Source organism: Mesorhizobium sp. M7A.T.Ca.US.000.02.2.1 (genome assembly GCF_003996995.1).
In the GTDB taxonomy this organism is placed as follows: domain Bacteria; phylum Pseudomonadota; class Alphaproteobacteria; order Rhizobiales; family Rhizobiaceae; genus Mesorhizobium.
This window is the reverse complement of sequence record NZ_RZTT01000288.1, coordinates 1-7,809: the sequence shown is the minus strand read 5'-3', so window position 1 is coordinate 7,809 and position 7,809 is coordinate 1. Positions and strand designations below refer to the sequence as shown.

At 62.6% G+C, this 7,809-nt stretch carries 8 protein-coding genes; 2 read left to right on the top strand and 6 right to left on the bottom strand.

Going from position 1 to position 7,809, the window contains the following annotated elements; genetic code table 11:
* From EOD15_RS23600 to EOD15_RS36930, 5 genes are all read right to left on the bottom strand, one after another.
* A partial coding sequence (locus tag EOD15_RS23600; RefSeq protein ID WP_127408876.1) for a phage tail tip lysozyme occupies window positions 1-452 on the bottom strand: 452 nt, incomplete at its 3' end.
* A 49-nt stretch (window positions 453-501) separates the two neighbouring features.
* A complete protein-coding gene (locus EOD15_RS23595) occupies window positions 502-1,455 on the bottom strand; it encodes a hypothetical protein (RefSeq protein ID WP_206523090.1) in 954 nt (317 codons plus the stop codon).
* 38 nt (window positions 1,456-1,493) lie between these two features.
* Window positions 1,494-1,808, bottom strand: coding sequence for a hypothetical protein (locus tag EOD15_RS23590; RefSeq protein WP_127321843.1), 315 nt, complete (start codon window positions 1,806-1,808; stop codon window positions 1,494-1,496).
* Between the two features lie 15 nt (window positions 1,809-1,823).
* The gene (locus tag EOD15_RS23585; protein ID WP_127321844.1) at window positions 1,824-3,764 is read right to left on the bottom strand and encodes a hypothetical protein; all 1,941 of its coding nucleotides are present in this window, start codon (window positions 3,762-3,764) and stop codon (window positions 1,824-1,826) included.
* Window positions 3,765-3,821: 57 nt separating this feature from the next.
* Window positions 3,822-3,941: a ribbon-helix-helix protein, CopG family gene (locus tag EOD15_RS36930; protein WP_245463748.1), complete on the bottom strand. Its 120-nt coding sequence runs from the start codon at window positions 3,939-3,941 to the stop codon at window positions 3,822-3,824.
* A 13-nt stretch (window positions 3,942-3,954) separates the two neighbouring features.
* Between EOD15_RS36930 and EOD15_RS36925 the strand changes: the two genes are divergently transcribed.
* Window positions 3,955-4,335, top strand: coding sequence for a hypothetical protein (locus EOD15_RS36925; RefSeq protein ID WP_245463747.1), 381 nt, complete (start codon window positions 3,955-3,957; stop codon window positions 4,333-4,335).
* Entirely contained in the window at window positions 4,332-5,174 is an 843-nt protein-coding gene (locus EOD15_RS23570; RefSeq protein ID WP_127321847.1) for a Bro-N domain-containing protein, read from the top strand. The genes EOD15_RS36925 and EOD15_RS23570 overlap by 4 nt, the downstream gene beginning before the upstream one ends.
* Here EOD15_RS23570 and EOD15_RS35915 read toward each other — a convergent pair.
* Window positions 5,168-7,809 (bottom strand): hypothetical protein (locus tag EOD15_RS35915; RefSeq protein ID WP_185929046.1); only part of this gene is annotated, 2,642 nt, incomplete at its 5' end. The two genes, EOD15_RS23570 and EOD15_RS35915, sit on opposite strands and share 7 nt — an antisense overlap.

Genomic DNA, 7,809 nt, shown 5'->3' with positions numbered 1-7,809 from the left:
CATGCATCGAGCGCGATGGCCGCCCACTGGTTGCGGCTGGCGTAATGCTTGACGCCGGCCTGCTCATAGGCCAGCTCGAAAACCTTGACCTTGGCCGCCAGCCCCTTGGCCGCCAGCAGCTTGGGGATCGCGCCGCGATAGCTGCCCTTCAGCTCGGAGAACACAAAACCGTAATTGGCCTGGTCGCCGGCGGGGTTGAGCGCATTGCGGGCGCAATAGGCTTCGTATTTGCGGCGCCGCGGGCCGGTCCACTGCGGCCAGCCGAAGCCGCCGCGCGAGCTGGGCACGGCCGGCTTGGCTTCCTGCAACGAGGCAAAGCCGCCGCTCTCATGACCGAGATTGCCGACGATGGCAGCGGCGTCATCCACGGCGATTTTGAAATCGCGCATCAACAGCGCCATGATCCACGGCGCCTTCGAACGAAACAGATCCTGTGCCTTGCCCTTTGCCATGCCAGCAGCCTCCTATGGTTGCAGGCAGGGTAAGGTCATCGCGGAATCGTCAATTGGGAGTGATTTTCGCCAGTGCTATGCCTTGTTCGCCGGCAACCGTGTAAAGCAGGTATGTCTGTCCGCCATGCTCGAAGATAGCCGGGTCACGCAGTGCATTGACAGGCCTGGCCGCCTCGCCGGCATCGGACGGTATCACCGGAAGGTTCGCGCCCTCCCAGTCGGTCTCCGGCTTAAGCACGGGCTCGACGTTCGACAGCGCCCATTGCGTCCACGGCTTGGTCATATCGACATCGCCGCGCAGGATTGCTTCCGGAGCGTCGCCCTGCCGAGTGAAATAGACCTGCAGCGTGTTTCCTTGCACAAGAACGGCAGTGTGCCTGATGTTGCCTGGCTCGTTGAACGACATGAAGTTCGAGCCGGGCACGGAAAAGATAGCAGGCCCGCCAACGAATGACCGGCCGGCATCGTATGAACGATAGAGCCGCGCCTTTCCGAGCGCGAAGGTGACGCCGGCGCGCTCGAACACGCGGAAATAATAGATGCCCAGTTCTTCGGCCGTGGTCGAGAAATGCAGGCCGTCCTTAGATATGGCGACGAAGCTCATCTGCTTGCCGCCTGAAAACCGAGACGGGGCATGGAAGTACATGCGGATGGTTTTGGTGGCCTCATCGATATGAACATCTGGTGAGGCAACGTGATTCTGACATGGAGCGCACTGATCAAGTCGCAACGTACCCGGCTCGTAGATCGTGTACGGCCCTTCAATCTTGTCGGCATAAGCCAGGCGAATATACTTGCCCTTGTGGTTGGCGAAGTAGAGATAGTATTTTCCCAACCGGTTCGGCAACCACGCCGGCATTTCGACCAGGGAGGGACCATTGATGTTTTCGCCGATACCGGCAGGCAACATTGATGGTGTGACTATCAAGCCCAAACGCTGGACCGACACGTCTTTTGCGCAGGCGGCGCTCGACAACAGCGCGGCCACGACAACTGCCAGCATTCGCGAAAATCTCATCCGAGAACGCATAATGCCTTGTATTACTTCAGGCAAGCCGGATCGATTGCGCCATAGACACGGCCCACAACAAGCGGGCCGAAGGCGATGCCGACCACGCTTTTCAGCATCACCGTGTCCTCGGCGGTCAGCTCGATCGCCACGATCGCGTCGGCGATCTTTTCCGCGAGACGGAAGCGCTTGAGCTTTATCTCGCCAGTCGGCGGGATCGGCTCCGGCAGGTTCATGGTCAGCGCGTCGATGCAGAAATCAGCCATGGTCCTGGGCTTGCCATCGTCGCCCGGAATGTCGGCTCCCCGGATATCCTTCAGTGGCGAGGAGAACAGAATTTTGGTCATCGATTTAGCTCCAGCTTAGTTTGCGGCAATGATGCGCCAGGTGGCGGCGTCGCTGTAAAGGACCGCCCATTTGCCGGCGCCCGACAGAATGGCAGTGCTGGCGACCCCTCCGGCCAGCGGAGTGACGTTCAAGGCTGCGGAGATCGCGACGAAGGCCTGCAACTGCACGACATAGAGAAAGCGGCCGGTCCAAAGTGTGGGGTCCGGAAGCGTCAGAACTATCTGGTTGGCCGGCTTGTTACAGATGATCACGCCATCCGTATCCAGCACCGAATAATTGGCAATCGGCGAGGCGAAAGTACCGGCGCCGAACGCGCCGAGCGCACGCGTATAACCGCGATCATCGACCCTAAGTCCGGCGACCGGGGTGACCGTACCTTTCTTCGTCGTCGTGATTTCGGCATAGGTGCCTTGCGCGGTATCGGTCCATGCCTCTGCCGCCTTGAGCGCCATCGATCCGCGCGAGCCGTTGCCGTAGCCGGTTGTCCCGTAGCCATAGCCCGAGATCGTCACAATGATGTCGTCCACCGCTAGGGCAGTCGGGGCCAACGCTGTGCCGTTGGCGCGCCGGCCTGAATAGCTGGGATTATTGGCGTAGCTGTCGACCACCATGCGCGCGACCGTCGCATCCTTGCCGACGAAGTGCGCTACCGCATCCGCCGAGATCGTGGTCGCGACAACCGCCGAGAGGTTGGCCGACACGGTCAGCTTGGCAAGCGCGGTCTTCTGGCCGAGGGCGAGACTGCCAGTACCGCGCAGCCACATCTGTTCCGCTTCGGTTACACTGTCGACCGGCGTCACCGTCCAGGCGATGCCAGTAGACATATGCCCAGGAGTGAACGCCTGCTCGGCAAAGAACTTCATTGCCGATGTCGTGGTGTTGACGAAGGCTGTACCGTCATGGGGCCTCACCCCAAAATTCCCCACGTAGTAGCTCAAGGAGGGGGCGACGGGGACTGCCTCTGTGCCGAATGCCGAGCGGATCACCACATGGCCGCCGCTATCGCCGAGCGAGTTGAAGCGGGTGACATGGATGCGCGCCATGTCGCCGATCACATTCAGATTATCCTGGATCTCGACGCGGTCGCCGAAGGCGTTGGTGCGGCCGATGTTGACGCGGTTGCTGGCGTCGAAGTTGAGTGTCTGTATCCCGCTGTTGGCGATGCCGATGACATTGGACGACGGGGAATAAAACCCCGTGTCCGCGTCGCCGGCAAAGGCGAGACCAGTAGCTGCAGCCGTGCCCGCTGCGACCAGCAGGGCGCCGACCATCGTGCCGCCGGCCTTCAGCAGGGAGGATGCCAGGGTCGCGGCGGCACTGGCAGCACTGTTTGCAGCGGCCGCCGCGTATCCGCCGGCGGAGGCGTTTGATGCTGCGGCGCTTCCCGCCGACACAGCAGCGGCAGCGGCACTGGCAATGGCTGCGCTCGAAGCCGCAACCAGGGTGACGCTGTTCACTCCGGAGCTGACCAGATTTCCGGCGGCATCCGACATCATCAGCTCGTTGGCGGCGCCGGGCTTGATCTTGATTGGGTTCGTTCCCGGCTCCGCCATCACCGCGCGGCCAAGATCACGCCGCATTTCGCTCTGCGCGCTGGCCTGCTTCGACAGTTCCTTTTCGAGCTGGCCCGAATCGAGCGTGCCGCCGCGCGTCACCGCGACCGACCGTTCGGCCACGCGCTTGCCCGAGTGATACCAGGCGGTTGTCGCCGGCACCAAAGCACCGAAGGTCACCGTGAAATAATCGTAGGCGCTGGCGGGGTTGACCTTGGCGATCGTGCAGCCGGCCGTCACATCGCTGAAAAAGGTCGCGCCCAGCGCCTTCGCGAACACCTTCACATCGGCGGTGTCGAAGATCTTGTAGAGCGAGGGACCGTAAGGCCCGACCGTGCCGTTGCCGGCCAGCACGGCGGATTCGCGGGTTTCACGCGGCAGCGGATAAGGGGTCGAGGCCATCGGCAATCCTCATGGTTGAGGCTGCAGGATGACTCGCAGGCGCAAGCGTCAAATGCGCTACTGCTCGGTCGCTTTGTCGATGATTTGGCGGATCAGCTCCGGCCGTGATGGTGAGGGTGTCTGCTTTTTGCGCAAGGCGTCGACCTTCGCCAACACGTCAGGCTGCAACCTGACCATGATAGGCGTACCCTTGCCTGTCGGCTTGGGGCCGCGTTTCTTTGGTATCACAGTTGTTGCGGGCTTCATAAAACTCTGGTATCACAGTAACGGGCCGGTTGGAAGCGTCAACTTCCAAGCCGGCCCTAACCGAAACGACGATCACGGAAGGATCATCGAAATGGCTGCGGACAGCTCTACCATAATTCCCTTTCCACTCTCAAACATAGATCAGCAGATCGCCGAGGCGCGCGCAGTTGTGGAAATGTTGATCTCCATGGGGGAAAACGCCGAGGATGCCGAGTTTCTGCGCTTGCGCGCATCGAGCGTGACGATGCTTTATCTCATCACCGACAAATTGAAGTCGGCCGATCGCAGTATCCCTGCATTGTATGGCCGTGGAGCCCGCGCATGAACGCCATCCAGAATTTCGCTTTTGAGGAACATCTTGTCCGGGTTGTCGATCGAGAGGGCCAGCCATGGTTCGTCGGTGTGGACATCTGCAAGGCCCTAGAGCTGGCAAAACCTGAGAATGCGCTTTCGAGCCTCGATGAAGATGAGAGATACACCCTTAGCGAGGGTGTATTCGGCGCAGGAAGTGGGCCCAAAGCGCGCCTTGTGGTGTCGGAACCGGGTGTCTACCGCCTCGTTTTCCGCTCGCGCAAGCCGGAAGCCGAGCGATTCAAGCGCTGGCTGGCCCACGATGTGCTGCCGGCGATCCGCAAAACCGGCCAATTTGAGGTAAGGGGTGGGTCCAGTGAACCTACCCCTTCCTACGAACTGGACATTACTCATGCGCCACTCGCCGCCAAGGTAGGCCTGCTTAACCTTGTGCTGAAAACGCGCGGCCGCGAAGCGATGCTCGCCTATATGGCACAGCTTGGTCTGCCAGCCATCCCGGCGCCGGCGGCCGACAACGAACCCGAGCAGTGCCTGCAACACCTGCTTGAGGCCGACACTGGCAATGGCGGGAACGTCAGCCAGCTGCTGGCTTTGGCATTGGCAGGCGTCGAGGGCGCCGAAGAAGAGCTTGCCGCTTGCGGCGTTCGCACCGCCGAGGGCGCCTTCACCATCGCCAACGCGCATCCGTTCATCCGCAAGCTCTACCGACCGACACGCTGGCAGCAGCCCTATCGCTATCTGCGCAGGCTCGACGGCGCGATGGAAGCCAAGGTGATGAAATATGGCAAGGGGTTTACCTCGCGCGGCGTCGAACTGCCGGCCTTCTACGCCGACGACGAGACATTTCACTGATTGTTGTCCGGCAACGGCGCCACGCCCACGGCTTCATTGGCGCCGGCTTCCAGCCGATCAATCAGGCCACGAATATAAAACACGTTCTGGCCGATCAGCAGCCGCCGAAAGCGCCTGGTGTCGGCGGCCTTCCAGTCGAGATTGGCAACGTCGCTGCTGGTGTAGATCAGCGATTCCACCTTGTTGGCGGTCGGGCCAAGCACCGCGCCCAGCGTCGAGCGCGAATAATAGCGGCTGTCCGGCCTCGATGCGCCGATCAGCCGGTAGGCGTCGGCCGCGCCACCAGTCCACTTCGCTGAAATCGCATTGGCTTCCTGATACCAGCCCAGCAGACCGGCGCGCGCGATGCCCTGCTTGATCCAGTCCGACGCGGTGTCGGGCGGCGAGCGGCCGGCAATGCCGGAATAGGCATATTCGGCGAGCATGCCGAGGCCGATGGCCGACACCATGCCTTCCAGCACCTGCCGGTCGCGCGCCTGCAGGCTGCGCACCAGCAGCCTTTCGTTCGCGGCGGCAACGAAGCTCTTGTATTGCAGGATCAAGGCGGCGATCGGCTTCGACATCATCAGCGGCTTTTCGGCGCCGGGCGTGATGATCATGATATCGACATCGCGCGCCAGTGCGCCTTCGAAGGCGTCGCGCGCGCCGATATCCTTCCAGTTGCCGCTGTTCGGGATGCGGATGCCGGCGACGATATCCGACCCGCCATCGGCCCGCATCGCCTGGTCGATGCGCGAGGCCATCGCCGCGTCAATGCCGCCTTCTGCCAGCCGGCGGATTTGCCGGTCCGTGCCTTTGCCGGCGGCGATCGCCTCGGCTGCGCGCGAGATCTCGCCGCCCGAAACCATGCCGGCGGCCGTCTTGCCGAAATCGGTCCATTGCGACAGGCCGGTGAAGTTGCCGAACTTGTCGGCCGCGGCGCGAATGCCGCGCTCGAATCGCGAGGTCGGGCGGTAGACGTCCAGCACGTCGTGGATGCCGCTCGCCCTGGTCGACAGATAGGTTTCGGCGGCGATGCCAAGCGTCTGCAGCTGGCTGCGATACTGCATCACGGCCGCGCGGGTTTCCTTGTTCACCATCGCCTTGAAGAACGGCGCCCAGGCGTGCTTGAACGCGCCGCGCATGCCGGCCTGCCATTGAATGCCGGCGAGGTCCGACAGCGACGACAGCGCCGCGCCGCCGAGATTGGTCAAAACATCGTAGCGCGCGGCAGTCGCCGCGATCCTGCCCATGAAGCGGTTGCGCGGATCAGACGAAAACCCATAGGTGTGGCGGATGCGGTCACGCATGGCGGCAAGGTCGGCAATCGCCGCATCGCGCTGCGCCTGCAGCTTCAGCCGCTCGTTCGGCGTCTTGGCCGCCATTTCCAGCGCCGAGGCTTCCTCGTTGATGCGCCGGAAGGTTTCCGTCATGCGCACATCGCCAAACCGTTCGGTCAGCAGAACGTCCGGCACCATGGTGTTGAGGTACATTTCGGCGGTGTTGTGCACGTCGGTGTCGATGAAGTCGCGCACCAGGCTGTCGGGGATCATGAAATCGCGCGGCGAAAGCGGCCCGCGCGCATCGTTGTTGCCGCCGGTAAATCCCTCGCTGCGGCCGGCCGGCGCATCATAAGGCAGGCGGCCGTCCGGCCCGCCGGTAATGCGGTCAACGATTTCCTGTGCCAGCGCCTCGATTTCCTTGCGGTCGCGCAGCCGTTCCTTGCCGAGGATGTGCTTGACCGCGGCGTCAATCGCAGCATCGGCGCCGGTGCCCGCTCCGGCACCTTCGGCTCCACCCGGCACCGGCCGTTCAGCCAAGGCCCGCTTGGCCGCCTTGGAGGACTTGCCCTGCCATGACGACACCGCTTCCTCGACCATGGCGCGCCGTTCCTGCACGTAGGTTTCCAGATCGGCAATCTTCTGGTCGATCTCGGCGGCATTCTCGCCGAGTTTCTTGTTGCGCTGGCCCTTGAGCTTTTCGATGCTGGCGCCCGCCGTGTCGAGGTCGCCCTGCAGCAGCTTGATCTTGTCCTGCAGCCCGGCTTTCTTCGCTTCCTCGCCTTCCAGCCAGTCGGAAAAAATCTGCACGACGCGCGGCCGCTCGCCGATCAGCCGCTGCTTGTTCCAGACGCGCATCATGTAGCTGTCGGCGGTGCCGACATCGACATCCTCGGGCAGCAGCCCGGCCTTTATCGCCCGGTCGCGCCACGGCACGATGATGGTGTCGCGGATGTATTTGGCCGTCTCCGCCACTTCAGGAATATCGTGCATGTCGTTGTTGCGCATGGCGTCATCGACCATGGAGCGGAATTCGGGAATGCTGGCCTTTTCGCGCGGCCGCCCGGTATGATCCATCAGGCGCGTTGCCCGGTTGCCCAAGCTTTCACGCCATGTCTCGGGTGCACCGCCGAAGCGATAGCGGGTGTAGGCGTCATCGAATTTCTGCGCCAGCCCGATGCGCGCCTTGCCGACATGCAACCTTGCCAGTCGGTCGAGCGCCGGACCTTGTGTCGTCGCCACGCCGGCGTCGTTTTCCTTGAAGATGTAGGGCGTTTCGACCAGATCGACGGTCGCGCGCCTGGCCGACTGGAAAGGCGAATTCAGCACGCGGCGCGGCGGCGACAGCTTCGCGGTCGGGTCGGGCAGCTTGGACG

What these genes read in the sequence shown, in the direction of transcription:
- EOD15_RS23595 (WP_206523090.1), bottom strand. Translation starts at nt 1,455, where the DNA reads ATGCTGGCAGTTGTCGTGGCCGCGCTGTTGTCGAGCGCCGCCTGCGCA.
- EOD15_RS23590 (WP_127321843.1), bottom strand. Translation starts at nt 1,808, where the DNA reads ATGACCAAAATTCTGTTCTCCTCGCCACTGAAGGATATCCGGGGAGCC.
- EOD15_RS23585 (WP_127321844.1), bottom strand. Translation starts at nt 3,764, where the DNA reads ATGGCCTCGACCCCTTATCCGCTGCCGCGTGAAACCCGCGAATCCGCC.
- EOD15_RS36930 (WP_245463748.1), bottom strand. Translation starts at nt 3,941, where the DNA reads ATGGTCAGGTTGCAGCCTGACGTGTTGGCGAAGGTCGACGCCTTGCGC.
- EOD15_RS23570 (WP_127321847.1), top strand. Translation starts at nt 4,332, where the DNA reads ATGAACGCCATCCAGAATTTCGCTTTTGAGGAACATCTTGTCCGGGTT.